20 protein-coding genes are annotated in these 25,065 nt (G+C 59.8%); 3 read left to right on the top strand and 17 right to left on the bottom strand.

Features of this window, described 5'->3' with window-relative positions; genetic code table 11:
• Positions 1-3: 3 nt before the first annotated feature.
• A complete protein-coding gene (gene drt3b / locus BCV67_RS06425) occupies positions 4-1,959 on the top strand; it encodes an antiviral reverse transcriptase Drt3b (protein WP_014861254.1) in 1,956 nt (651 codons plus the stop codon).
• 244 nt (positions 1,960-2,203) lie between these two features.
• On the opposite strand, the gene radC is transcribed toward drt3b, so the two are convergent.
• From radC to BCV67_RS06480, 11 genes are all read right to left on the bottom strand, one after another.
• Positions 2,204-2,713, bottom strand: a complete 510-nt coding sequence (gene radC / locus BCV67_RS06430; protein ID WP_014861255.1) for a RadC family protein — start codon at positions 2,711-2,713, stop codon at positions 2,204-2,206.
• 335 nt (positions 2,714-3,048) lie between these two features.
• Positions 3,049-4,215: a PDDEXK nuclease domain-containing protein gene (locus BCV67_RS06435; protein ID WP_014861256.1), complete on the bottom strand. Its 1,167-nt coding sequence runs from the start codon at positions 4,213-4,215 to the stop codon at positions 3,049-3,051.
• Positions 4,212-5,411, bottom strand: coding sequence for a tyrosine-type recombinase/integrase (locus BCV67_RS06440; RefSeq protein ID WP_014861257.1), 1,200 nt, complete (start codon positions 5,409-5,411; stop codon positions 4,212-4,214). Before BCV67_RS06440 ends, BCV67_RS06435 begins: the two co-directional genes overlap by 4 nt.
• Before the next feature lie 230 nt (positions 5,412-5,641).
• On the bottom strand, positions 5,642-7,018 hold the full coding sequence (gene hslU, locus BCV67_RS06445) for an ATP-dependent protease ATPase subunit HslU (RefSeq protein ID WP_062166964.1): 1,377 nt from the start codon (positions 7,016-7,018) through the stop codon (positions 5,642-5,644).
• Positions 7,019-7,047: 29 nt separating this feature from the next.
• Positions 7,048-7,599 (bottom strand): ATP-dependent protease subunit HslV, encoded by a 552-nt coding sequence (gene hslV / locus BCV67_RS06450; protein ID WP_055772387.1) that lies wholly within the window; start codon positions 7,597-7,599, stop codon positions 7,048-7,050.
• A 303-nt stretch (positions 7,600-7,902) separates the two neighbouring features.
• Entirely contained in the window at positions 7,903-8,571 is a 669-nt protein-coding gene (locus BCV67_RS06455) for a vWA domain-containing protein (protein ID WP_062166965.1), read from the bottom strand.
• 139 nt (positions 8,572-8,710) lie between these two features.
• On the bottom strand, positions 8,711-9,037 hold the full coding sequence (locus BCV67_RS06460; RefSeq protein WP_062166966.1) for a nuclear transport factor 2 family protein: 327 nt from the start codon (positions 9,035-9,037) through the stop codon (positions 8,711-8,713).
• Between the two features lie 184 nt (positions 9,038-9,221).
• Positions 9,222-9,713, bottom strand: a complete 492-nt coding sequence (locus BCV67_RS06465; RefSeq protein ID WP_062171469.1) for a DUF1203 domain-containing protein — start codon at positions 9,711-9,713, stop codon at positions 9,222-9,224.
• 219 nt (positions 9,714-9,932) lie between these two features.
• Positions 9,933-11,816, bottom strand: coding sequence for a DUF885 domain-containing protein (locus BCV67_RS06470; protein ID WP_156455770.1), 1,884 nt, complete (start codon positions 11,814-11,816; stop codon positions 9,933-9,935).
• A 141-nt stretch (positions 11,817-11,957) separates the two neighbouring features.
• Positions 11,958-12,350 (bottom strand): hypothetical protein, encoded by a 393-nt coding sequence (locus BCV67_RS06475; RefSeq protein WP_156455771.1) that lies wholly within the window; start codon positions 12,348-12,350, stop codon positions 11,958-11,960.
• Positions 12,351-12,432: 82 nt separating this feature from the next.
• A complete protein-coding gene (locus tag BCV67_RS06480) occupies positions 12,433-12,885 on the bottom strand; it encodes a VOC family protein (RefSeq protein ID WP_062166969.1) in 453 nt (150 codons plus the stop codon).
• Between the two features lie 413 nt (positions 12,886-13,298).
• On the opposite strand from BCV67_RS06480, the gene BCV67_RS06485 reads away from it, so the two are divergent.
• Positions 13,299-14,774 carry a serine hydrolase domain-containing protein gene (locus BCV67_RS06485; RefSeq protein ID WP_082746511.1) on the top strand — a complete coding sequence of 492 codons (1,476 nt, stop codon included), beginning with the start codon at positions 13,299-13,301 and terminating at the stop codon, positions 14,772-14,774.
• A 222-nt stretch (positions 14,775-14,996) separates the two neighbouring features.
• Here the strand turns inward: BCV67_RS06485 and BCV67_RS06490 are convergent, their stop codons facing one another.
• The 6 genes from BCV67_RS06490 to BCV67_RS19970 form a co-directional block, all read right to left on the bottom strand.
• Positions 14,997-16,178, bottom strand: coding sequence for a hypothetical protein (locus BCV67_RS06490; protein WP_062166970.1), 1,182 nt, complete (start codon positions 16,176-16,178; stop codon positions 14,997-14,999).
• Positions 16,163-17,911 (bottom strand): hypothetical protein, encoded by a 1,749-nt coding sequence (locus BCV67_RS06495; RefSeq protein ID WP_156455772.1) that lies wholly within the window; start codon positions 17,909-17,911, stop codon positions 16,163-16,165. The genes BCV67_RS06490 and BCV67_RS06495 overlap by 16 nt, the downstream gene beginning before the upstream one ends.
• The gene (locus tag BCV67_RS06500; RefSeq protein ID WP_082746512.1) at positions 17,908-20,685 is read right to left on the bottom strand and encodes a type VI secretion system Vgr family protein; all 2,778 of its coding nucleotides are present in this window, start codon (positions 20,683-20,685) and stop codon (positions 17,908-17,910) included. Before BCV67_RS06500 ends, BCV67_RS06495 begins: the two co-directional genes overlap by 4 nt.
• A gap of 322 nt (positions 20,686-21,007) precedes the next feature.
• On the bottom strand, positions 21,008-22,219 hold the full coding sequence (locus BCV67_RS06505) for a nuclear transport factor 2 family protein (protein ID WP_082746513.1): 1,212 nt from the start codon (positions 22,217-22,219) through the stop codon (positions 21,008-21,010).
• 93 nt (positions 22,220-22,312) lie between these two features.
• The gene (locus BCV67_RS06510) at positions 22,313-23,356 is read right to left on the bottom strand and encodes an AraC family transcriptional regulator (RefSeq protein WP_062166973.1); all 1,044 of its coding nucleotides are present in this window, start codon (positions 23,354-23,356) and stop codon (positions 22,313-22,315) included.
• Positions 23,357-23,658: 302 nt separating this feature from the next.
• Positions 23,659-24,000, bottom strand: a complete 342-nt coding sequence (locus BCV67_RS19970; RefSeq protein ID WP_156455773.1) for a hypothetical protein — start codon at positions 23,998-24,000, stop codon at positions 23,659-23,661.
• A gap of 170 nt (positions 24,001-24,170) precedes the next feature.
• Here BCV67_RS19970 and BCV67_RS06515 point away from each other — a divergent pair, with 170 nt between their 5' ends.
• The gene (locus tag BCV67_RS06515) at positions 24,171-25,001 is read left to right on the top strand and encodes a restriction endonuclease (protein ID WP_062166974.1); all 831 of its coding nucleotides are present in this window, start codon (positions 24,171-24,173) and stop codon (positions 24,999-25,001) included.
• Positions 25,002-25,065 lie beyond the last annotated feature (64 nt).

A 25,065-nucleotide genomic window follows, 5' to 3' on the forward strand; every position in this document is an offset into this window, starting at 1 on the left:
AAAATGAAGAAAAATAGAATTCGTCGCAGCGACTACAACAGGGTTCTTATTACTGAGACTACCCCATTTGAAACCCCAATCGTTTTTTCAAATGATGGTCTCTATGATCAGATTGCCGCCCTAGATAGCGTCGGACACGTGCAACGTGCCGTCATCAAATCTCTGGTTTTGTATGAGGGGGTCAGTAAACCACCAAACTCGACCATACCATATACATATAAAATCAAGAAGGACTCAAAGAGCTTTCGGCGTCTTGCTCTATTGCATCCAGCTTCTCAATGGAAAGCCAGGATCTTCTATGAAAAATATGAGCAACTAATAATTCATTATTGCTCAATAAGTCCGGCATCTATCCGCGCGCCAAAAACGGTTGCAAGCAGCTTTTATTCAAAAAGCTCCTGGGAAAATATTAATAAATACAAAACCGGCTCCATCGCTCTCGATGGTCTCGATAGATATGCCAAGCATGCGCCCTCATTTTTTTCGTATCGAGGATATGACCGTCTGTATAAATTCTTCAACTCGAGAGATTATCTTGCACTGGAGAAGAGGTTTTCTTTTTTAAAGACGCTTGATGTCACAAAATGTTTTGACAGTATCTATACACACTGCCTTTCCTGGGCAGTTAAGGATAAGCCCTTCACAAAATCGCATGTCTCTGTCTCCTCGACCTTTGCCCAAGAGTTTGATGGGGTCATTCGTCACGGGAATCATAATGAAACCAATGGAATCCCAATAGGGCCTGAGGTGAGCCGGGTATTTGCTGAGATACTATTTCAGGAAATTGATAGAAGGGTAATTCAATCGCTAGCGGATTTAAAATTCAAGCAGGACTATGAATTTCGACGCTACGTAGATGATGTTTTTATATTTGCTCGAAATGAGTCCATTGCGAATAGAATTCATGATAAGTATGCAGACGTTCTAATTGATTTCAATCTTCATACAAATACAGCAAAGTCAACATGCATAGGGAGGCCGTTCTCCTCATCCAAGGCAAGGCTTGTCTATGATGCTGGGCAACAAGCCAATTCATTTTTTGACAAGTTTCTGGATCAAACTGGGATGGGGGTGCTCAGCCCCAGAGAAATTCATAACACGTGGAAATTAACCAAAAGCTACATTGACTCAGTGAAGGCTCTATGTCATTCAAATGACGCGACCTACGATGAGATTGCCTCGTTCTTAATTTCAGTAATTACTGAGCGAGTCAAGAGGCTGGTGAATCATGATGATCCCTCTGATGCCATCCAAGATAGTGGATATGTTGATGCGTTTGTTGTGCTGCTCGATGTGTTGTTCTTCCTTTACAGTGTTGCTCCCTCGGTTGGTGCGTCGTACAAACTTAGTACATCCTTGATTTTGGCCGCACGATTCAGCAAGAAACATCTATCCGCCGGATATCCAACCGTACACCAAAAGATTTTCGATCTAACCTGCTCGTTACTGCATGATCAATGTGGCATGAAACATGCCAGCGATATTGAAGGATTTGTACATCTTGAATCATTTAATATCGCGCTAGCAACGCGGGAGCTGGGGGATAATCACCTGTTGCCACCAGAGATTATTGATGAGCTTTTTGTTAGTGCGGGAAAATTGACATACTTTACCATTGTTGCCTCTCTGTTCTATGTGCGAGATTCCAACATGTACCAAGGGTTGCGAAAGAAGCTTTTGGATGCGGCAGTGGAAAAACTATCCGATCTTTCTGATATTTTGATGAATAGCGAAAAAGCCCACCTCCTACTCGATCTCCTTTCGTGCCCCTACGTGCCTGATAAGCAAAAGACCACTTGGATAAAAAGCCTATTTAAAATCCTTCAATTTACCCAGCCCAGCAAAGCGGATTTTCAGGTATTTTTGGCAGGTATTAGTACAAGCCATGCGCAAGTGGATTGGAAGGATATTGATCTCCTCAATTCTTTAGAGAAGAAGGAGCTGAAGCAGGCGTATTAGGTTACACTTCCCCTCGAAGGAAGGGTGTCCCCTCATCTTCTACTGGTTCACCAGTGGCTGAAGCCGGTTCTCGCAAGGGCGCCATTCAGCATCGACTCATGCGTATGGTCAGCAATGGCAGGAAGTACGGGGCGGTGCTTGAGCGGTGCAGAAGTCGCTTCGGTGACTTTTGCATCCACACACTCAGTGGGGCCCCTTCCTTCACCTCCATTTGTCGAAGCAAAAAGGGGCCGAAGCCCCAGGATCAGATCAAGCCTCGCTCGGCAAATGACTCCGTGGCGCTGCCCGCGACGATGACGTGATCGAGCACCCGCACATCGACCAGGCCCAGCGCCTCCTTGAGCCGTTGGGTCAGCGCCCGGTCGGCAGCGCTTGGCTCCGGGTTCCCGCTCGGATGGTTGTGGCTGACGATCACCGCTGCCGCATTGAGCCGCAGAGCCTCTTTGACCACTTCGCGCGGATACACCGAAGCACCGTCGATGGTGCCGTGGAACATCTCCCGGTATTCGATCAGCCGATGGCGCGTGTCCATGAACAGCAACGCGAATACCTCATGCTCGAAGCCGGCCAGCTTGGTGCGCAGGTACTCCTTGACTGCCGCCGGAGAAGTGAACTCGGCACCGCGCTGCATCTTCCGGTCGATCACGTGGCGCGCCGCTTCCAGAATGTCGTCGGCCGACGCCGGCAGATAGCGCCCGTGTGCGTCGCGCACCAACAGCGAAAAATCGGATGAGGAAAAGGACAGTTGCGACATGATCGTACTCCGGTTGCTCGGGCGGAATTGCCCGGAACCGTGGCCAGCACGGCGCAGCGCAAGCAGTCATGGATCGAAGACGGCCGGCAGGCCGCAAGCGTGCGAGCACGCGCAGTCATTGACGGCGAGAACGCCGTGATACGGTGAAGGGAACAGCAAGACCGCCTACACCCCACTCAGCCACACACCCGCCGTTGGCAAGTGCGCAGCATGCACAGGCCCGGATCAACGATCCAGGCCGGAGGCGTCAAGGGGTCAGCGCCGAATGGCTGTGATTCGGCACGAGGCACAGGGCATAGCCCGCGAGCACGACGGCGAAACGCCGGAACGCACGACTATGGCTTGTCGTCCTTGAGGGAAAGCGCTCCGCGCGATTCGAGCAGGCGCCGCGTCTTCTCCAACTCTTTTTGCAGCAACTCGGCATCCGGCAGTACCGTCCGATAGTTGGCTGCCATCACCTTGGTCGGCAAGCCATCTAGCGCATACCGCGCCAGGGCATGGCCTTTGTCTGCGCACAGGATCAGGCCCACCGGCGGATTCTCATCCGCATAGGCCCAATGCTCCTTGGCATAGTTGCAATACATATGCATCTGGCCCACGTCAGCATGGGTCAGACTGCCTAGCTTCAGGTCGATGATGACCAGGCAGCGCAGCTTGCGATGGAAGAACAACAGATCAACCCGATACCAGGTCTGATCGATGCGCAACCGACGTTGCCGCCCAACGAAGGTGAAGCCTTCCCCCAGTTCCAGCAGGAAGTCTTCCAGCCGCTGGATCAAGGCCGCTTCCAGGTCGGATTCCGAATACTCATCCTTGAGGTCGAGGAACTCCAGCACATACGGGTCTTTGATCGCGTCATTGGGCGTGACGACATCCTCGGGCTTGGCCACCGAGCCCTTGACCAGCATCGCTGCCTTGTCCTTGGACAAGGTCGTGCGTTCGTAGAACTGGCTGCCGATCTGCCGGTCGAGCTGGCGCACGCTCCAGCCGCCGCGCAACGCCTCTGTCTCGTAGAATCGACGGGCATGGTCATCTTTGACCGACAGCAGCCGGACATAGGCCGACCACGGCAAGGTGAAGACCTGGGCCAGTTCGGAGAGGTCGAATTTCCGAGACACTGTCTGGGATTTCTCGGCAGGCGACTCATTTCCCAATTTCCCAGACAGTGTCTGGGAAATCTCAGGCTGGGGGTATGCGAGGAAGAAACGCCGCATGTTCTCCAAGTTGTTGACACCGAAGCCACGCCCGAATCGGGCCGTCAGATCGGCGGACAACTGCTCCATCAACTGCTCGCCGTAACCGGCCCGCCGCCTGCCTTTCTGCTCGGCTTCGACGATTCGGTGGCCAATCTCCCAATAGCTGGCCGTCATCAACGCATTGACACTGCGCGCCGCTGCCCGGCGCGCCGCATCCAGCAGTTCCACAATGCCACCGTGGATGCCGGCATAGCCGGCCGGTACGGCAGCAGGTTTCCCCACTGCCGCAGGCGTCTTCCTTGTCATGCTGATGCCTCCATGGAACGGGATGCCCCAGTAATCGCCAGCCGCCGATTCGCCACCAGTTCGGCCGCCTCCCGCACCGGCTTGTCTTCGGTATGAACATAGTGCATAAACATCGCCACGGTCTTGTGACCTGTGAGCTTCATGCCCACCTTGGTTGGCACGCCCGAGTTGGCAATGTCTGTCGTCGCCCGGTGGCGAATGCCGTGCGTGCCAACGTGTGGAACGTCAGCGGCCTTGAGCACGCGCGTCCAGCCGCCGTAATGCTCACCGTGGGTCATGTGCTGGGTCGGATCGTTCGGCGACGGCAGGACGTAGGGGCAACCTTCCCGGCGAGGCGCGGTAGACAGTAGCCGATAGGCTTCTTCACTCATGGGCTTGGAGATACCGCCGGTCTTGCTGTCGGGCCAGACAACGCGGCGCTTTTCCAGATCAACCCAATCCCATTCGAGTGGACAAATTTCGGAGCGGCGGGCGGCAAACTCGAATTGCAGGCGGATTGCCAGCGGGATGACGTAGCTCTCCAGTCCTTCCGCCTCCAAGTGCTCCAACTGGCGGAAGATCCGCACCAGTTCATCGTCCACGATGAGCCGGGTTTCCTTGCCAGGTGGGTACATCGGAACGTGGCGGCATGGATTCGTGCCGTCCGGGCGCAGCCCCCACACTTCGGCCAGGTTGAACATCTTGCGCAGTACGCCGAAGGTGCGATTGGCCTCCGCCTGCTTGTAGGCCAGCTTCTTCATCAGCGTCGCCACGTCAGGGCGCTTCACGTCCTGTACCTTCATCCGGCCCATGATCGGGATGATGCAGCGGTCAATGACGCCCTGATAGCCGCGCTGCGTGCTGGGCTTGTTACGCTGTTTGGAGTAGTCCTCCATGAAAGTGTGGCAAAACTCCTTCATGGTCGGTGCCTTGCGGGCGGCATTCTTGGCTGCGCTCGGGTCGCCGCCCCGGCGCACCTCGGCCAGCCATTCCTGCGCCATTGTGCGTGCCTGATCGACCGTCAGTTCCCCGTACTGGCCCAGGGCGGGCTTGCGGCGCTCGCCCGCGTTCGAGCGGTACTGGAGCATGAACACCTTGCGGCCCGCCGGGGTGATCTTGCACAGGAAGCCGGGCACCACGGTATCCCGCAGTTCGATGGCCTTGTCTTGGGGTTGTGCCGCATCAACTGCGGACTTGGTGAGCTTGATCTTCGCCATGATGACTCCTCGGAAAGCCCGGTTTCCAAGAGCCGCATGGGAGCCACGCGAAGGGAAGCCGGGTCAAGTTTCGGAAAGCACCGGCATATGTTGAACTCGCCTAAGTGATTGATAAACCTGCTGTATCGAGCCTTGGCGTAGTCCAGCGAATTGCGGTACTGGAGTCATCGTGAAACAAAAAAAACGGCGACACCAACGTGCCGCCGCTTCTCACCAACCCAAACCAACAATCACAGAATATAGCGGCTCAGGTCCGGGTCCTTCACAAGCTCACCCAGGTGCTTGTCCACATACGCCGGGTCAATCGCAATGCTGTCGCCATCGCGATCCGGTGCCTCGTAGCTCAGCGAATCCAGCAGGCGTTCCAGCACGGTGTGCAACCTACGCGCACCGATGTTCTCCTGGCGCTCGTTGACCTGGAATGCAATCTCCGCCAGGCGATCCACGGCCTCGGCGGTGAAATTGACCTTGACGCCTTCGGTCGCCAACAAGGCTTCGTACTGCTTGGTCAACGCCGCCTTCGGCTCGGTCAGGATGCGTACGAAATCATTCTTGCTCAGTGCACCCAACTCCACACGGATCGGGAAGCGCCCCTGCAACTCGGGAATCAGATCACTGGGCTTGGCCAGGTGGAATGCACCAGAAGCAATAAACAAGATGTGATCGGTCCTCACCGTGCCGTACTTGGTCGACACGTTGGAGCCTTCCACCAGCGGCAGCAGATCGCGTTGCACGCCTTCGCGCGATACATCGCCACCGGACGAACCGGCGTCGCTGCGCTTGGCCACCTTGTCGATCTCATCGATGAACACGATGCCGTGCTGCTCACAGGCCTCGATGGCCGCAGTGCGGATATCGTCCTCGTTGACCAGCTTGCCGGCCTCTTCCTCGATCAGCAGCGGGCGCGCGGCCTTGATGCTCAACGTGCGCTTGTTCGACTTGGCGTTGCCGAGGTTAGCGAACATCGACTTCAGTTGCTGGCCCATTTCCTCCATGCCCGGCGGGGTCATGATGTCCATGCTGACGTTGGCGGAAATTTCCAGCTCGATCTCGCGCTCGTCCAGCTCGCCGGCACGCAGCATGCGGCGGAACTTGATGCGGGTTTCATTGTCGGCCGCCGAGGGTTCGTTGCGCGCGGCATCAGCATCAAAGCCGATGCCGACGCTGCGGCGCGGCAGCAGCGCATCCAGGATGCGGTCTTCGGCTTTTTCCTCGGCTTGGTTGCGCACGCGCACCTTGGCCTGCTCGCGGTACAGCTTGACCGCGGTATCAGCCAGGTCGCGGATGATCTGTTCCACATCCTTGCCGACGTAACCCACCTCGGTGAAGCGGGTGGCTTCAACCTTGACGAACGGTGCATTGGCCAGCGTTGCCAGGCGGCGCGCGATCTCGGTCTTGCCGACGCCGGTCGGGCCGATCATCAGGATGTTCTTGGGCATCACCTCGTTGCGCAGCTCGGTGGGCAGCTGCATGCGACGCCAGCGGTTGCGCAGCGCGATGGCCACCGCGCGCTTGGCATCGTGCTGACCGACGATGTGGCGGTCCAGCTCCTGCACGATCTCGCGCGGGGTCATGGTGGCGGACGAAACTTCGATCTTATGGTTCATGGGGTGCTCGCAGTTGATGGCCGAAGAGCTCAGAGCTCTTCCACCACTACGTTGGTGTTGGTGTAGATGCAGATACCGCCGGCGATGTTGATTGCCTCGGTGGCCACACCACGCGCATCCAGATCGGTGTGCTTGAGCAGTGCCCGCGCCGCGCTGAGCGCGTACGAGCCGCCAGAACCGATCGCGATGATGCCGTCTTCCGGCTCGATCACATCACCAGTGCCGCTGATGATCAGCGAGGTTTCGCGATCCGCCACCGCCAGCAATGCTTCGAGCTTGCCGTAGCGGCGATCGGTGCGCCAATCCTTGGCCAGCTCCACCGCTGCGCGGGTCAGCTGGCCGTGCTTCTCGAGCTTGGCCTCGAACAATTCGAACAGGGTGAAGGCATCAGCGGCGGCGCCTGCAAAGCCCGCCAGCACCTGACCATCACGGCCAAGCCGGCGCACCTTGCGTGCGTTGCCCTTCATCACCGTGTGCCCCAGGGTGACCTGACCGTCGCCAGCAATCGCCACGTGTTCACCGCGACGCACGCAGCAGATGGTGGTGGCATGAAAAACATTCGGGTTCTGACTGGGGTCCATACGGCCTCCGGAATACTGTTCACCGGTAATGGGGCCGGTGAGCGCCGCGATCAAGCCTCCCCCCCACCCCGCCAGCGACAGCCACCGTTCAGAAAAAGCCACCGGTAGTGCCGCGCCATGCTCGGCAACACCCCTGTCGCCGCCCCCTACCGTTGTGGGAGCGGCGTAAGCCCCGAAGCCAGGAATACATCAGATTGCCCTCATGGCTATGATTCCAGCGCTACCGCCTTCGCGGCCGACGCCGCTCCCACAAACGGGATCACAGCGTCGCCTCGATGGAAAGCAGCCCGCTGTCCGGCAACCTCAGGCCGACGCCCAGCCACCCGCCGCTGTCGGATTGATCAAAGGTACCGTGTCCCCCGGCGTGGAGCGCGCAATGGTATCCATGGATGCGGCCAGCCAATCGAACAACTCCCGGAAACCGCCTTCCTTCAATTTCAAAGGCGCACGTACGGAAATCTGCGCAAGCGTCGCCATGTCCGCGCCGTCCATGCCAACCGCGAAGAACTGGAAATCCTTGTCGGCCTCGCCTTGCCTTACCAGCGCGGCGGCACGTTGCACGCTGTCGCTGGGTGGGCTGCCGCTGATCAGGAATATCCACGGCCGGTAGCAGCCCAGGCCATTGGCCGTGTAGTACGCCCTGCGCTGTCGCACCACCTCCACGCCATGCTCGACCGCAGCGCCGATCGGCGTGTCCGCCGTGCTTACCAGGAACGGCGGGTAGAACCTGTCCGCCGACATGAACTCGCTGAGCGTGCGCGGCGGGCCAAAACCGACGATACCGACATCAATACGCTGCGCGGTCTGCGCGTTGGCATACAGCGCCTGTTTGAAGTGCATCAAACCGGCATTGAGCTGGTCGATACGCGGCCCACTCATTGCCGCCGAGGTATCCAGCAGCAGCAAACAAGCGCAGCGCGTGCCCTGTGCATCGGCCGCCCCGCCGACATCGTGTGCAACTCCATCGTGCATCGCGGAATCTCCTTGTCCTGGCCGCCAGTCTAGTCGCAAACACCTGCGGGCCACAGCGGACAGCGCGCAACTGCCGTAGCGCCGAAGGCGTGCCATGGCGGCGCCGTGTAGCGCACGACTGGCACTGCAGGCACCGGCCTCACTTGATCAGCAATGTACGGATCTTCCCCTCGCTCAACATAAACACATAGTCCAGCGACACCGCGCCGCCGGGGAAATTCCCGGTCACCCTGACCTCGACGCTGACGCGGTCATCGTGCTGGAGGAACTTCACGGGCATCGCCTGGAACTCATAGGCCTTGCGTGTCTGTGCGAGCCACTGCCGTATCGCCTCCATGCCCTGATGCTGCTGGTGCTCATCGGTCACCACTGCATCCTTGCTGAAGCAATCTTCAACCTGCACAGCGGGGTCGCCGTTGCTGAGCGCGAAGTAGGCGATCACCGCCGGGGGCAATGTAATGGGCATGCACGGAACTCCTGATGGTTACCGGCAGTGTCACCCCATGCGCGGTCGCCTTCAAGAACGCAACAGGAAGCAAGCGACTGCCGGTGAGCGCGATGCCCAGCCGCTGCCAGCGTTTTCCAATTCATGGTGCTTCCGATGTAGCGCGAGCCAGCCCAAGGTATGGGGTTGAGCCAGGGTTAGCCGATCAACCCACACCCACCACGCCGGGCGCGCGCTCCGCGCGGCACGCATAGCACCCGTATCGGGCGAAGTGCAGGTGCACGTAGGCAATAGCGGCATCGTCGAAGGCATGCTGCAGCCAGTCCGCGACATAGCGCCCATCGCAGATTTCGGCCGCCACGATGCGGTCCGCCGCGTTGTAGGCACGCAGCGACATCAGCCGGCGCTGCACCTGCGCCGGCACCTCATCCGGCGCCAGCGCTGCACGCCTTGCACCACGCTTGACGAAGATGGGTCCACTGGCGCGATACGGCGAATCGGCGGGCTGATGGAGATACGACAGCAACAGCAGCTCATCGCCCACGTCGGCATCGACAAGGCTTACACGGCAGGGAAAACCCGCCGTCGTGTTGGCGGTTACCCGCGCCATCTGCCGCGCCGCAAGCGCGGTGTTGTCCAGCTGGAACAATGCATCGAACGGTGTGGCGCCAAGGGCGTGTAGAACGAAAGAAGCCATGGTGGAGTTCATTGGTTGGAAGCCTGCAGCATCCACGTCAACAGATGCTCAGGCTCGCCATGATCGGACGTTGCAGTTCTTTGGCGCTGGCGGCGCCGGCCAGTGTTGGTAAAGCAGAGCGTTGCTGCTCTTGAGCACCATGGGAAGGCCCTTGCCGAGCATGGCTCGGCACTACAGAAGACGCGCTGTCGCGTGTGCCGACAACAACTGCGCTCACTACTAACGCTTGGGCTCGCCACCGCCACCTGCGATCCATGCATCCACAGCTTGGGTCACCACCGTCATCGGCATCGCGCCGTTGCCGAGGATCAGGTCGTGGAAGGCGCGGATGTCGAACCTGTCGCCCAGGGCCGTGCGGGCATGCTCGCGAAGTTCAAGCAAGCGCAGTTGGCCCATCTTGTAGGACGAGGCCTGCCCCGGTTGCACCAGGTAGCGGTTGATCTCCACCCGCACGTCAGCCGGCTTCATGCCGGTGGTCCGCTGCATGTAGTCCGCCGCCTGCTCCGGTGTCCAGCGCTTGCGATGCAGGCCGGTGTCCACCACCAGCCGCACCGAGCGGAACATCTCCGCCTGCAGCCGGCCCAGGTCGCTGGCCGGGTCCTGCTTGTACACGCCCGCCTCGGCCATCAGCTGCTCGGCATACAGTGCCCAGCCTTCGCTGAAGGCACTTGGATTGAGGCTGCGGCGCAGCAGCGGCAGGTTGGTCAGGGTCTGGCCGATGGAGATCTGGAAATGGTGACCCGGCGCCGCCTCGTGGTAGGTCAGCGTGGGCACGCTCCAGCGCGTATTGGATTCGCTGTCCCCCAGATTGATGAAGAACGTGCCCGGCCGCGAACCGTCCATCGCCGGCGGATAGTAGTAACCGCCCGGCGAGGTCTTCTGCATGTGAGCAGGTATCGGCTCCACCACCAACGGTTGCGTGGGTACGCGCCCGAACCACGCTGGCAGGATGGGCTGCAGGTCAGCCAGGCGCTGGCGGATATCGCCCAGCAACTGCTGCCGGCCGGCGTCGCTGTCAGCATAGAGGTAACGCGGATCCTGACGCAGCTGCTGGATACGCTCGGACACGCTGCCTTCGCGCAGTCCCAGTTCGACAAGCCGCGCATCCATCGCCTTGTCCAGCCGCGCTACCTCTTCCAGCCCAATCGTGTGGATGGCATCGGCATCCAGATCGGTGCTGGTATACCAACGCAGCGCTGCGTCGTAATAGGCCTTGCCCTGCGGCAGCGCCCACACACCTTTGTTGCCCAGATGACGCGCCTGCAACGCCTGCACGTCGGCAAGCAGGCGCCGATAACCGGGATTGACGGAACTCTGCACCGCAGCCGTTGCCTGCGCGATCAATTCGCTGCGCCGCGTGGAAGATAGTGCCGGCACTTTGTCGAGTTTGCGCTGCAGCGATTGCACCCACAGGCTGTCCTTCGGTGCAGGCGTGAGCAGCGTGACGAATTGATCGGCCGCACCCTGCAATGCCACCTCCGGCGGCACCACGCCCTGGCCTGCCTGCATATCAAGATTGGCGCGGACCTGATCCAGCTTGTTGCCCATCGCCTGCAGACGGGCGATGTAACTCAAAGCGCCGGCTTCATCGCTTACCGCGTGCTGGTTGTCCATGAACTGCGGCAGGTTCACCGGCAGGCTGAACAACTGGTCCACCGCATACGTACTGCCACCCACCGGCAACCATGACGCCGCCCACGGCACCGCCATCAGGTCGATCTGCGCCTGGTAGAACCAGCGCGCCAGGCCGTCGCTCAGGCGTTGCTGTGAATCCAGCGGCGCGCCATTCCAGTGTTCGATCGCGGCGAGATTGTCGGATAGAAAACGGCGATTGAGCGCGCGCCGCTCCAGCGAGACATCGGTTAGTTGGCTGGACAGCGCGTCCAAGCCATCGCCGCTGATGCCGAGCATCGTGCGCAGTTCGGGATCGGCATTGATGGCAGTCAGGGTCTGCGCATCCAGCAGCGCATTGAACGAGGTTGGCGCGGGCGTGCTGGCACTGGGCGGCTGCGCATGGGCGACGGACGTCGTGCTCATCAGCACCGTGGCCAGCGCTGCGGCACGCAGCACAGGCAGGACGAAGGGAGCATTGAGTGTCGGCACGGGCAATCTCCGGAGCGGGCCAAGGCAGGCTCCGCGCAGATTACGCCAGCCATGTTCCACTGCAACCGCTGCAGGTCACACCTGCGGCGGGCGATCCCTCAATCCAGCGCTCAGAAAGCCGCTACTTCAGCGCCCGAACGGTCATTCCGCCCGCACCAGCGCGAACCAGCGATAGACCAGGTAGACAACCGCCCCCAGCACCGGCACCAAGCTGATCCACAAAGGCAGCTTCAGCACGAAGAACAACGCGGAGAAGCAGACGAATGCGAGCATCGACAACAGCAGCGCCCAAACGTCGAACAACGCGGTATCCGCCGCATCCTTGCCCAAGGCATTCGCAGCCCGGCTCCTGCCTTCGCGCTGCCTGCGCAACAGCCAGATATCTGTCACGAAATCCACAATTCCCTCAATCAACCCGCGGAGCAGACCAGACATGGTGGAGCCTTCGCAGCCTTGATGAATACGCGGATAGTCACCGTGGGCCGCGGGCGCGTCAAGCGAAACGCATGATCTGTGACGGCCTGCCTGATTCAAGCCCCTTCAACCAAGCCCGAAGCACCATGGGCGCTTCATGCCTCCGCCCGCAGACGCTGACTTCCCCGTGGCGGCATTGCGCTCAGTGAGGAGCCGATGGTCCCAGCTCCTGGGCCAGCCCGATCAGTATTCCCTCGACACCGCGGATGTAACAGAGCCGATAGGTATTCTCGTAGTTGACCACTTCATCGACCACGGACGCAGCCAGTTTCTTGAGCCGCTCCAAAGTGTCGTCAAGGTTCTCCACGGTAAACATGACGCGCAGGTAGCCCAACGAGTTCACCGGTGCTGTGCGGTGATCGGAGGCGATGGCCGGGGCTTTGAAGCGTGAGAGCTCCAGCCGGCTGTGGCCGTCGGGTGTGCGCATCATCGCAATCTCGACACGCTGATCACGCACGCCAGTAACACGGCCCGCCCACTCGCCTTCGATCGGCATGCGGCCTTCGAGGCTGAGACCGAGCTCGCTGAAAAATTCAATGGCGGCGTCCAGGTTCTCCACAACGATGCCGATGTTGTCCATGCGTTTGACCGTCATAAATACCCCTCGGTGCCATGCACCCGAGTTAAACCGCGATGCGCGACGCCAGGCTGCCGCGTACGGCAAGCCTACACCGTAAGAAGCACCCAGATGAACACCTGGCTTCGCGCACTGGCGGCGCACGCGGACCATCATCGCGGTGGATGCGAAACGCGGTGCGCCACCAGCGTTTCGGGCCGGCAAGCCTGGAGCCGGTGCCCAACCGCCCGCAAGCAACAAATCCGGCCTGCAACGGGCACATCGCAGGACTCCCCCGTCGCATGACACTTGCGCAAGACGGGGCCAGCGTCTAATCCTCAACGCAAGTTCAACCCCCCACCACGAGACCGCCAACGATGCGCAGCGCAAGTTATGCAACAACAGCAAGTTCGCGACGCTGCCATGGCCGCATATCGCTCTTCCACGTTGCCATGGCGGCTACCGCACTGCTGTTGCTCGCACCCTGCGCGATGGCCAGCGCGCCCGCTGTCGCGGTGACGGTGCAGGACATTGCCCCCGATGTTCAGGCCCGTATCGCCCAGGTGGAACAAAGCCTGACCACACCGATAGCCATCAAGGGCATCCCGATCCAGCGCATGCGGTTGCAGGAGCGCATGGCGTTCCATCAGGTGCCTGCGGTCAGCATTGCCGTCATCAACAACGGGCGCCTTGAATGGGCCCGCGCCTATGGCGTACTCGATACCCGCCAGCGCTTACCTGCAACGGCCGCCAGCCTGTTCCAGGCCGGATCGGTCAGCAAACCGATCAGCGCAATGGCGGCGTTGCGGCTGGTCGAACAGGGCAAGCTGTTGCTCGACACCGATGCCAACACGCAGCTCCACAGCTGGCAGATACCCAGCAACGAATTCACCCGGCAAAGCCCGGTCACGCTGCGCAAGCTGCTCAACCACAGCGCAGGCATGACCGTGCATGGCTTTTACGGCTATGCCCGCGGCGAGCAGGTCCCTTCACTGCTGCAGGTACTGGATGGCGCGCCGCCGGCCAACTCGGCGCCGGTGCGGGTAACAACCACACCGGGCAGCGAATGGAAGTATTCCGGTGGCGGCTACAGCGTCGTGCAACTGATGATGATCGAAGCCGTCAAGCAGCCATTCCCCGCGTTGCTGCAGGCATTGGTGCTGGACCCGCTTGAAATGCACGACAGCACCTTCGCGCTGACCCTGCCCCCTGCATGGCAGACGCGGGCGGCCACCGCATACCACGGTGACGGCGAAGCGGTTGCCGGCAACTGGCATGTCTACCCCGAATCCGCAGCGGCCGCGCTATGGACCACGCCTACCGACCTGGCCAAGGTTGTGATTGATATCCAGCATTCGCAGGGGCTTTCATCCGGAAAAGTACTGTCCAACGCCACGACCACCACCATGCTTCAGCCCATTCTGGGCGACTACGGGCTGGGACTGTTCATCGACAAGGCAGGCGACGGCATCCGCTTCGGCCACTCTGGTGGCACCGATGGCTTCCGCACGCAGGTGTATGGCCATACCGGCACTGGCCAAGGCGTTGTGGTGATGACCAACAGCGACAACGGCGCGGGGTTGATCGACGAGATCCTGGCCAGCGTTGCCGCCGTTTACGACTGGCCGGACCTCAAACCGATCGAAAAGGCTGCAGCTGCTCCCAATGCAGTCACCAATGCGGCCGTCGCTGGCGAATACAAGATGATGGACACGCCCGTGCACATCATCGCCGAGGGCAACCGCCTGTACTTCCAGAACGATTTGTTCGGCGCCGCGCGCATGGAACTGTTCGCGCAATCGAACGGCGCGTTCTTCATGACGGCCAGCGATATGACCATCGACTTCCACCGGCAAGGCAGCAGCAAGGCTAGCGGCTTTTCGCTGCTGCGTTCTGGCAGCACCTATGAGGGAACAAGGCAGGAATAGGACGGCGCAGGAGCAATATTGATAGAAGCACGCGCAGACAGCGGTTTCGAAATCAGGACCCTCAGCGCATCAAATGCGGGCCTGCCCCAAATGCCATCGTCCGATATTTGGTGCTGCCTGATCCGATACCCAAAGCCGGAACGTATCTCTCCAATCGCTGTTCTCGATGGCGGGAATACCATCACACGCCGCATCTGTGCGGCGTGGCCGGTCGGTAGCAGGCTATGGATGTGCTTCAATCCGCTTCCGGATGCTTGATAGCTGCCATTCAATATCAGATGGGCAGTCCGTCAGGCAGACCTCCGTATCGATGAAATCGCTCTTGCGCGGCGCCTTGCTATAGCCCTTGGGGCGATCACGCAGCAGTACGCCTAGTGCGAAATCCACCGGTCGAATCGGGTCATCAAAATCGGCATAGAAAAAGTAATCGGTGACTTCGCTGTTGTAGCGATCCTTCATTTCAAACGGCTCACCGTGGGTGAGTCGTTTGTTGATGGTGACCCGATCCGAACCAATCGTAAGCGGAGAAAATTTTGGTGAGATGTCCCGAATTGCGCCACTGTACCTATCAGCAGGCGGGGCGGCTGTCCCCGCACTTTCGTCCTTTCGTGCGAACCGGCAACTGATGCCGCCGTTGGCCATCTGTTCGCAATCAACGGTGTACTGCTGCGGGCGCAACAGCGGGACAAGTCGAGGCAGATGGCGGCCTGATTCATCAATGGAGAAGATGCTGGGTTCGTCGCGGGAGTGGACTTCGACATCAGGATCGAAGCCCGGCAGGTGCATGAGCCGCCAGCGAAGCTGGGTCTCCCTGTCCAAGTAATAGCCGTCGTCACTGAATTGATACAGGTCGTTCTTGATCCCACTCAGCATGTACGCGTTGTAACCGACCAGGCGGTCCAGCTCAAGTTCATCCTCAGGCGTCATCAGTTCAGAGCCAACATAGGAGCCGTCGGATTTCTCGTAGATGTAGCGGGTTCGCCATTGGTCGATGGGAATCAACTCGGACTCGTGAAAGAACTCCCGCTTGTCGTACCAGTAGATATCGTTCGTCATGGGTACAAACTGCTCCTGCGGATCGCTACTGAAGAACCGTTCACAGTAATGACGACTGAGCAACACTTTCTTCCCCCGCCTTCTATCAACAAGCTCAACCTCAGACAGGTCGTTGAGCTGCGGACGTACCAGATCTCGTGCATTTTTGTAGCGATGATACCTATCTGCACGACTGTAGATGGCGCAATGAGCCCCTCCGTGCTTTGGGTCTTCATTCCAGCTGCGCTCGAACTGCGCTGCTAGCACATTCTCATGCTGGCCAAGAAGAACCAGTGCAAGCAGCAAAGCGGTCACTTTGAATCGCGGCTTCCAAATGCTCATATTCTTCCCGGTTACCAAGTAAGCCATGGTCTTTCATCTCCTCTGCCGTTAGCCTCCGGAAACACAGACGGCGGCGTCAACGCTCCCTGTTGATTTGGGCCGATGTAGCCGGCTGTGTCGCGCGGATCCAGCGCTCTGCGGCTCATGCAGGTGATGTGCAGATGATTCAAGTGATGGCCATCGGCACTATGAGGGTATTCATCAAACTGGTAGATGTGCTGGGCACTGTTCGCGTAGCGGTGTTCATACAATAGTGTATTGAAGCGCCTCGCCAATGCATTGTTGGCAACACGATTTCTGTTGAATTGAAACTCCGCCAACCTATCATTGCGTGCGTCTACTGCAACAATATCGAGTGCGTCACCCAGCTTGTGCAGACAGGAGCCCAGCATCGGGCGCCACATGCCGCTGATCTCTACCTTGTTCACGCCTGCTTCCGCGCACGCAGACAGCAGCATCATGTAGATATAGGGGTGGTTCTTGGCCACGATCTCGACTTGTGACAGCCCGGTGTATCTGCCCGCATTGTCACAGAAGCCGACTTGCAGTTTCAGTGTGAGATCCAGTGGCGCAATGATGATCTCGCCGCCTTGTGAAAAAGCTCTATTAGGCAACGGAACATTGACGATCTGCCCGCTATAGAACGGCTCCAGCAGCTCAGACCAAGATAATTGCATGCGCAACGGCGAGGGAAGGGCTGCCGCGTTGGCCGCAAGAACGGCTGCCGGCAATGTGAGCGCCGTACGGTATTCTGCTGCTTGCCCGGCATTGATCTTTCCGTGCTGCTCGGCCCAGTCAATCTGACCGCGACTCGGCCTCGCTACCTGGTACCACGCCCCCAAACTTCCGTCCTCATCCGGAAGCGTCAGGTTGCCTGTAATCAATGCACGGATGCCCTGTACTGAATAGCTCCGTGTGCACAGCGCCCAGACCTTGCCATTCAATATGGCCGTGCGTTGCAGGCCATTCCCTTCGGTTGCAAGCAAGTCCACTATGGACAGATCGAGCCTCAACGACGTGGTCTCCGTGATGGTCACGGTCGTTAGCCCTTCGGCCGCAGGACGCAAGCGATATATCACCATATTTGCTGGATCCCTTCGCCATTCGTCCCAATCACCATTGGCCACCGCGCCGAAGACAATACCAACCGAAGCCACCCCGTCGACCGCGATCTCCACCGTTGACACCTGGGTTTTCGAACCGGTGAATTTTGCGGGTTCGTTGAGCCCCTTGCCGGCGTGCAGGACTTCGAAGGTATTCGCATCCACGATCAGATACGGCAAGTTCTTCAGGTGGTTGTCTTGCCAGCCGCCCCCATCTGGCACGCGGGGCACGTTGTTGATCACATATTTCACCCGCTGCCTGCCTTGGCGCAAAGTCAGCGTTTCGCAGTGATTCTCTGATTGCGGCGCGGTCGTTGCCGTGGCGTTGAAGGTCAACCGCACTGTGGCAACAAAGGGCTTGTTCTCGGGCTTGCTTTGCACGCTTTGCCCTACAGAGCGACATTGCCCCCCAGACGGTGGGGCGATCGCCACAGAGACAGCAACCTGGCCGCGCGTTGTGATCTTGATGGTGCGCCCATCTGCCGCGGTTGTGCCTTCACGGCGGGATGCTTCCTGCGCACCAACATCCGTCCACTCCAACGTGTAGCGGCGCCCTGCAATCATGCTGTTCTGCATATCCACCACCCGAAAGCACAGGTAGTGCGGGGCGGGCGGCGGGGCGGGCCTGTTGGCTGGTGCAGCAGCTGGCTGATTCATTCTTGAGCGCCCTCGATTTGAAGTGTTGCTCGCGTGCAGCATTCCTCATGGCCAGCCATTGAGGTGACATCCGGGTCATCTACCTCCCAGATCTCGTTGTCAGCGAGGACGATCTTCAGGTTCTCAGGCTTGTCACTTCGGGCGACGATTGAAGTAACGCCGTCTGCGCCGGTGACGGCATCCTCATAGGTTCCGTCCGCTCGCAAGATGCGGATCGCCTGCTTGGCAATGGTCTTTCCTGCCTCATTTTTGAGCGCGATACGAATTTCAAATGGACCGCGTGCCAGAATCTGCATTGGCAATGCCGGCATCGCCACAGGGCTATCGCTGCCGCCCAGGAACGGATGATCCCCCGCCCTTACCTTGAACTCCCCAGGGCAGCTGAAGGTGATATCACCACCCTCCAAGGTGATTGCGCTGCTACCGGCCTGCAGCGCCACCTTGTTCTTCGCGATCACCTCAATGCGATTGTCGGTTGCGGTGATGGTGAGTGCCTGCTCAGAGAGCACTTCTAGCTCACCGTTGTGCGCCTGCAGACTCGCCGGGCCATTGGCCGCGATCAACCGTACCGGCCCATATTGCGCGAACAATGAAACCTCTCCGCCAGAGACGGTGGCGAGGGTTTGGCCGCTGCTGACATGCAGGTCCTGTTGTACGGTGATTTGCAGGTTCTGGCCGGCGTACGCGATTGCGCTTGCCGGTGTGGTCCAGGCGATGTGATTGGGTGCTTCGGCCAACAGTATTGGTTTGGCGAAGCGCTCAACCGGTTCATCGCCAGGCTTACGGCCATCGCTGGGTTTGAACTGCGATTGGCCGTTGACCTCAGCCTCAAAGCGACCCTCGGCGCGTGGATCCGCCAGCTCGCGTAACAGGCCGGTGCTCTGCCATGCCGTTAGTCCGGGAACCTGTTGTTGCTGCAGGGTCTGCTGCATCTGCTCCAGGCTGCGTTCGGCGCCTTTGAGCTGGGCGACGACTTCAGCGTTGTCCATCACGGTGGATGCGGCGCCTTGCTGGGCACTGGCCGACAGCAGCATACCTTCACCCGCATGCACATTGCCCCAGCCCTGCGTTGCAAGTTCGAAGCCTTCGCCGCGCAGTGCGCCGCGTGCCTTGTTCTGGTGTTGGATCAGATAGCCCAGTTCCAAACGACTGTCCGCCAATGAGCTATGCAGACGCGTGCGCAGCTGACCGGGCGTGTCGTCCATCACCCATTGCTGGGTACCGCTGCCATCGTGTGCTTGCGTATGCAGGCCGCTGAGCACACCGGGGTGCTGTGCCTGCGCATCGATGCCGCCGCCGAACGGCGGTGCGACTTCACCGTTGTAAAGCTGCCCGGTGATGCGTGGTTGGTCGATGTCGCCGTGCAGGAATTCCACCAGCACTTCGCTGCCGATGCGCGGCAGGAATGCGGTCCCCCAGTTGGGTCCGGCTACCCATTCAACAACCGGCACCCAGCTGCCACTGCTGTGATCGCCGGGTGCGTGCCCGGGCTGGCTGCTGCCGGTGTCCGTTATGCCGCCAGGATTTGGCACCCTGCCGCGCTGCCAGTTGAACTGGATACGCACCTGATGCTCGCGATTGGGGCTCAGTGCTGCATCGGCGACGCCAACCACCCGTGCGGTCTGCGGGCCGTGCAGGCTGGGGCGATCCTGCGGCAACGCCCGCACTGGAACTGCGGCATCGGTGGCGAGGAACTGATTGCGGTAGCTACCGCGTTCCAGTTCGCTATGCCCGAGCAGTTCGGCGATGCCGCTGTCCAGATTGTTGACTGCGGCGTGCTGCACCACCAGCACCTGGAATTGCTGCGCCTCGTGTTGCGGGTGCTGGACCAGGGTGAAGCGATTGCCCGCCGCCAGGCGACGCTCGCTGCCGCTACCGCTGTACAGCAGCTGTGGCACGCGCAGTGCATCCAGGCGCGCTTGTGCTTCATCCTGCGCCCAACGGGATTCGGCAAAGCGGCCAGCACGCGGCTGTACGTAAACCTCTAGTGCAGGCAGCTCCCCGGCCGCCGCGCTTGCCTGCGCGGAAGCGGCTTTGATCTGTTCGCCATGCCAACTGGCCACCGCGCTGCTGTTCGCGACCAATTGCTGGCGTTCGCCGAACGCGGCAATGCCATCGGTGGCCTCGGTGGCTGCAATGCGATGGAAACGCACCGCACCTATGTCCGGAAGCTGCGCCTGTGGCCCAAACACCACCAATGTGTGACTACCCTCGCCGTCCTGCGCCTGCTCAATACGCCAGACCAAGCCAACCTCTGCCAACAGGCGGGTAACGAACTCCCAGTCGGTCTCGCGGTATTGGGTAATGATGGGCCGCTGCGGTAGCGCGGCTTCCACGTCGAAACGATAGGACGCTTGCGGGTAGTCGGCGAAGATCCGCTCGCAGATGCCGCGTACATCCATGTCCTGGAAGATCACCGCGTTGCGGCGCAGGCGTAGCAAGGCAGTCCAGGGTTCAAGCACCAACTGGTACCGCGCCAAGCCGCCGTCACTGCCCAACTGCGCCACTTCAGTGCACAGGCCGTGCCATTGTCGCTGTGCACCGCTTGCCATCCGCAACTGCAGCGTCAGTGGCTGTTCCAGCCAAGGATCGACATCCAGAAAGGCATCGGTGGACAGGCAATCGATTTGCAGACGGGACGTGCCGCAGATGCTTTCCTGCCCTTCGAAGCGTTCCACCACCAGACCGTCATGCGGCCCCTGTAGCTGGATCAGACGATTGTGGTGCGACAGGGACGCCAATGAGGCGAGCAATGCCGAGTGTCGGATATCCATATCGACAGACTCTTGATCAGGGCGAAATGCGCGCGATGCTTCCGGCTATCGCGAGCGCGGCCCGATTAGGCCATAGCACTGAACTGATTTGACGCTGAGCCGCTACTTTTGAGACGTTTCTCGTGAAATCTGTCAGTGCTGCTGACCCTGCTTGTCCAACCAAGTGTCGGTTTGGATGAAGCAACACCCTCCTCTGATATAGGCCTATCCATCAGGGTGGATGCGCGCAACAACTGAAGGCTACGGGCGAACTCATTCGAGATGAGTGACAAGGCTGTCCGCTGCCACCCAGCAGCGGGCAATCCAGCTCAGCTGCAGCTACTCAACCACCCGCTTGCGCAGCATTTTGTAGCGCAGCACTCTCAGCCTCCAAGCGCTGAATGATCGCTGCCACCACGCCACGGGTGGATTCCCAGTTCATGCCGGTGATCAGCCGGCCATCAACTTCCACATGCGATGCGCCCCGCGCGCCATGACTGAACCGAGCTTTGCTGCCGCGCAGGCGCTGTTCGATCGAGAACGGGTAGGTCTTGTAATAAGCCGCGCTCTTGTCCTCGTAGGCATCTGGATAGCCGGTGACACGCTTGCCGCTGACCAGCGCGGAGCCGTCTGACAGGGTCAGGTTCACCAGCCCTGCACTGCCGTGGCACACCGCCGAGACAATGCCGCCCCGTTGCTCGTAAATGCGCACCGCCAGCCATTGCATACCGGGGTGCTCGGCAACGCCGTACATCGCGGCACTGCCGCCGATGTACATCAGCGCGGAATAGTCGCTGGCCGTCACCTCGTCGGGCCGGCGCGTGTTGGCCAGCGCCCACATCAGATCGGCATCGTAGATGCCGGCTTTGTGCTCGGGGTTGCTGGTGTCGATGTAGGCCAGCGGCACGGCTCCGCCTTCGGGGCTTACGAACTGCACGCCGTAGCCGGCCTCGCGGAAACCGGCATAGGCGCCCACCAGCTCCAGGAAACTGTTGCCGGCGCTCAGGCGGGTGCCGGGCATGGTGTCCACGTTGGACACCGCCAGCACCACCTGGCGGCCATGGGCGGGCGCGGTTTCGCGGGTGGCTGTCTTGCTGATGATCAGCCAGCGCCCTTCCAGCTTCTTCAGCAGGAACAGATCGACGAAGCGCGCCTGATCCTTGCTGACCAGAATCTCCGCCTTGGCCGTGGCGATATTGCCGTCGACCTGGATACCGAGCAGGCGACCGACGCGGCCGTTGAACAGCCCCGGCTCCTTGCCGAACCAGCTGGTGTACTCGGCGATGCCCACCTCGCGCATGCCGTCGGTGCCCTGGCTCAGGTATAGCCGCGCATCGGGATGGAAGGCCCGGCTGAGCCGATCGCGCTGGTTGTACGAACTGCCATGCAGATAGTCCTGGATGACCGCGGAGATCTCCCGCTCATCCGAAACCGGTTCGGCATGCGCCAGCCCGCCGAACAACAGCGCAAGGCTGACCACGGCGAACCATCTGACAAGACGTGCTGGCAGTGATATCGCGCCGGCAGCGGCCGGCTGGGAACGCGTTATTGACATGAAGAGACTCCGGAGGATAGGTGCCCCGAAGTCTGCAGAATCCCTTTACGAATCAATCTACTGAAGCGCGTTTACGGACTCACCAAACACGTTTCAGGAGCCCGCCACCAAGCGCGACTGGGCCTGCCGCCACGCCGCGGGGGTCGTCCCTTCCACCTTCTTGAAGCTGCTGTAGAAGCTGGAGGTGGACAGGAAGCCGGACGCCTCCGCCACATCGTCCATCGATGCCGACGCCTGTGCACGCAGCAACTGCTTGGCGGCCTCGATCCTGACCTGCGCCAGGTAGGGCTTGAAGGCGGTCTTGAGGTTGTCGTTGAGCAGCTGCGACAGCCGAGCCGTGGGTATGTTGAGCCGCTTGGCCAGCTTGGCCAAGGTCAGGCCAGCATCCTTGTACAGGCCCTCGTCGGCCATCAGCGTGTGTAGGGTGCGCAGCGTTCCCTCGGCTTCGCTAGGCGCGATCTTGCGGTCACGGTAAGGCTCGGCGACCGGAGCAGGCCTACGCCGGGCAAGCGCAACGCTGATGCTCAGGTACAACACCAGTGAAAACGACAGCGCGCCGACGATGTACGACGTCAAGCCGGAGGTGGCATAGGCCAACCAGATCACCCCCACGCCCACGATCACCGAGAGCACATGGCTTCGGCTCAGCGCACCGGGTGCCGTATCGGCGCGACCTTGCTTGCCGCCGCGCAGGAACAGCAGCGTTGCCACCAGCAGGCATGCCAACCAAATCAATTGAATGGAGGCCCACACTGGCCCAGCCCACAGGCTGACGTTCTCGGTATAGGGCCAGGCGGCACCAAAGGCAGTTGCCAGCACCAGCATGCCCAAGGCGATAACCGCATCGTTCCGGGTTTGCCGGCCATCGGGATCAAGCCAGGCCCGCACGAAACCGATCAGGCAGACGCCGATGAAGAAACAGGCGGTCAAACCGACCTGCAGAACCAGCTTGGAGACATCGGGCCAGAAGAAGACCAGCACGGACTTGCCAGTACGCAGGCTCAACATCAGCACCAAGGCTGCCAGCCAACGCTGGGCCGGCCTGACGGGCTTTCGGCATAGCAGGTAGACCGACAACGCCGCACCGTTGAAGACGCCCAGGCCGGCGAAGAAGAACAGCAGGTAGGAGGTCAGCATGGGTGAGTGGGTGCTCGGAGGGAAGCAATTGGATGTGGGAAATTCAGTGCGTCGAAGTATGTCCGCTTCGGGCTGTGGCGTCATGGGGCAACCAATACCCAAGCGAGCGTCTAGAACAGAAGAAATCGAAGTGCAGCCTCAACCAGGAGAACATACAGCGCAATAAAGAGGAGCCTTCATAATTTCGAACCCAACCATGACCGATAGCCATCTGCAATCGATCCCATGCTGACGACCACATCCGCCCACTCTGACGGCCGTTTTCGAGGCATGTAATGACCTCTACTTCGCCTGCCCTAGAGCTAGATTTCTATTCCGCAGCTTTCAAGCCAGCACTGAAGCAACTGTCGATACCTTGGCTCGCAGTCACACAACCAATCTTCGCTTCTAAGCAGGCCGCCCAATACAATGCCGACGCTCCCAAGTAGTGTTTTCTCTTTGAGAAAAGCAACATAAAAATCAACCGGGCTCATCCAACTTGGACTTTCGGCATTTGACCCTAAAAGGAATGCATCCTGAGTTGATGCGATGGCCGCAACATCGCGAATATCGGCAAGAATCTCATTCCGCTTCTTGTCCCGGGGATCAAAGGGATATCTCCTCGTCACAACAATTCTGTCGCATCCGGATAGAAGACGATTCATACACTCGTTCGCAGCGCCAAACATTTTGCCCCTCAACCGTCTGGTTCCCACTCGCCGAAGCACGACTATACAGCCGTATGCAGATCGCCCGGCCTGCAGTGATCCATTGGAAATCTGCTGACAAACCCTCTGCCCCACGCTATGTTGCGGCCTGAAATGGAGGTTCTTGCATGGGACGTAGAAGACGTCAAAGCGGATTGGATGTTTTGGCCTCAATGCCGTGGCCGGTAGGCATTGCTGCTGGCATCGTCGGCTTTGCAGCGGTTGGCTATGGCGTTCCGTGGTGGCTGTCGCGCAAAGGCGGGATGTTGGCACAGGGACTTACCGGACAACCCGGCTCGATGTTCATGATATTGGCTGGGATGCTGCTCGGCCTGTGCTGGATAGCGGCGCTGAAGTCCTATCTGGCCGCTCGTAAACGCCGCCGCTTCCTGGATACGCGCACAAACCTGGACAGCCTTGCCGCCGGCGGTTGGCGCCAATTTGAGCAACTTGTTGGAGAGGCATTCCGGCGCCAAGGCTACGCCGTTGAAGAAACCGGTTTGGGCGGCCCCGACGGCGGCATAGACCTTATTCTTCGAAAAGACGGTCGCCGTACTCTTGTCCAATGTAAACAATGGAAACGCCAACAAGTAGGCGTAAGCGTGGTGCGCGAAATGGCCGGGCTACTAACCCACCATCAAGCCCACGCGGTCAAGATCGCCTGCATCGGCGGCTTCACTCCGGATGCGGAGGCGTTCGCACATGGAAAGCCTATCGAACTGATCGGCGGAGAGCAGTTGCTGGAAATGATCCAGATGGTGAAAGCCGCGGACATTTCTCCCTTGGCGACAAATCAGCGCAAGGAGCCGACGGTGCCGACATGCGCTGATTCGGAACCCAAAGCCCCTCCCTGCCCGCGCTGTGGTGGCGCATTGGTGCAGCGGATGAACAGTCGCACTGGGCAGCGCTTCTTGGGCTGCAGCAGTTTTCCGAGATGCAGAGGTACGGAGGGACTCTAACCATACGAGCCCATAGTGATACCTCGGCTCTACGGTCTGTTTTGGAAAACTCGAAGAAGCACCA

The sequence above is a fragment of the Stenotrophomonas nitritireducens genome (assembly GCF_001700965.1).
In the GTDB taxonomy this organism is placed as follows: domain Bacteria; phylum Pseudomonadota; class Gammaproteobacteria; order Xanthomonadales; family Xanthomonadaceae; genus Stenotrophomonas; species Stenotrophomonas nitritireducens_A.

Excerpts from the sequence above, each read along its gene's own strand:
- BCV67_RS06480 (WP_062166969.1), bottom strand. The coding sequence starts at position 12,885 with ATGACGGTCAAACGCATGGACAACATCGGCATCGTTGTGGAGAACCTG.
- hslU (WP_062166964.1), bottom strand. The coding sequence starts at position 7,018 with ATGAACCATAAGATCGAAGTTTCGTCCGCCACCATGACCCCGCGCGAG.
- BCV67_RS19970 (WP_156455773.1), bottom strand. The coding sequence starts at position 24,000 with ATGAATCGTCTTCTATCCGGATGCGACAGAATTGTTGTGACGAGGAGA.
- radC (WP_014861255.1), bottom strand. The coding sequence starts at position 2,713 with ATGTCGCAACTGTCCTTTTCCTCATCCGATTTTTCGCTGTTGGTGCGC.
- BCV67_RS06500 (WP_082746512.1), bottom strand. The coding sequence starts at position 20,685 with ATGGATATCCGACACTCGGCATTGCTCGCCTCATTGGCGTCCCTGTCG.
- hslV (WP_055772387.1), bottom strand. The coding sequence starts at position 7,599 with ATGGACCCCAGTCAGAACCCGAATGTTTTTCATGCCACCACCATCTGC.
- BCV67_RS06435 (WP_014861256.1), bottom strand. The coding sequence starts at position 4,215 with ATGACAAGGAAGACGCCTGCGGCAGTGGGGAAACCTGCTGCCGTACCG.
- BCV67_RS06455 (WP_062166965.1), bottom strand. The coding sequence starts at position 8,571 with ATGCACGATGGAGTTGCACACGATGTCGGCGGGGCGGCCGATGCACAG.
- BCV67_RS06485 (WP_082746511.1), top strand. The coding sequence starts at position 13,299 with ATGGCGGCTACCGCACTGCTGTTGCTCGCACCCTGCGCGATGGCCAGC.
- BCV67_RS06465 (WP_062171469.1), bottom strand. The coding sequence starts at position 9,713 with ATGGCTTCTTTCGTTCTACACGCCCTTGGCGCCACACCGTTCGATGCA.
- drt3b (WP_014861254.1), top strand. The coding sequence starts at position 4 with ATGAAGAAAAATAGAATTCGTCGCAGCGACTACAACAGGGTTCTTATT.
- BCV67_RS06495 (WP_156455772.1), bottom strand. The coding sequence starts at position 17,911 with ATGAATCAGCCAGCTGCTGCACCAGCCAACAGGCCCGCCCCGCCGCCC.
- BCV67_RS06440 (WP_014861257.1), bottom strand. The coding sequence starts at position 5,411 with ATGGCGAAGATCAAGCTCACCAAGTCCGCAGTTGATGCGGCACAACCC.
- BCV67_RS06510 (WP_062166973.1), bottom strand. The coding sequence starts at position 23,356 with ATGCTGACCTCCTACCTGCTGTTCTTCTTCGCCGGCCTGGGCGTCTTC.
- BCV67_RS06460 (WP_062166966.1), bottom strand. The coding sequence starts at position 9,037 with ATGCCCATTACATTGCCCCCGGCGGTGATCGCCTACTTCGCGCTCAGC.
- BCV67_RS06515 (WP_062166974.1), top strand. The coding sequence starts at position 24,171 with ATGGGACGTAGAAGACGTCAAAGCGGATTGGATGTTTTGGCCTCAATG.
- BCV67_RS06505 (WP_082746513.1), bottom strand. The coding sequence starts at position 22,219 with ATGTCAATAACGCGTTCCCAGCCGGCCGCTGCCGGCGCGATATCACTG.
- BCV67_RS06490 (WP_062166970.1), bottom strand. The coding sequence starts at position 16,178 with ATGGCTTACTTGGTAACCGGGAAGAATATGAGCATTTGGAAGCCGCGA.